Raw genomic sequence first — 255 nt, 5'->3', positions numbered from 1 at the left:
AACCACCTACGCGCGCTTTACGCCCAGTAATTCCGATTAACGCTTGCACCCTCTGTATTACCGCGGCTGCTGGCACAGAGTTAGCCGGTGCTTATTCTGTCGGTAACGTCAAAACAGCAAGGTATTAACTTACTGCCCTTCCTCCCAACTTAAAGTGCTTTACAATCCGAAGACCTTCTTCACACACGCGGCATGGCTGGATCAGGCTTTCGCCCATTGTCCAATATTCCCCACTGCTGCCTCCCGTAGGAGTCT

1 rRNA gene is annotated in these 255 nt (G+C 51.8%); it reads right to left on the bottom strand.

Going from position 1 to position 255, the window contains the following annotated elements:
• A 16S ribosomal RNA gene (locus tag L6D75_RS27260) occupies nt 1-255 on the bottom strand; the annotation flags it as partial.

Source organism: Pseudomonas faucium, assembly GCF_021602585.1.
GTDB classification, from domain to species: domain Bacteria; phylum Pseudomonadota; class Gammaproteobacteria; order Pseudomonadales; family Pseudomonadaceae; genus Aquipseudomonas; species Aquipseudomonas faucium.
This window is presented reverse-complemented; position numbering and strand designations above follow the sequence as displayed.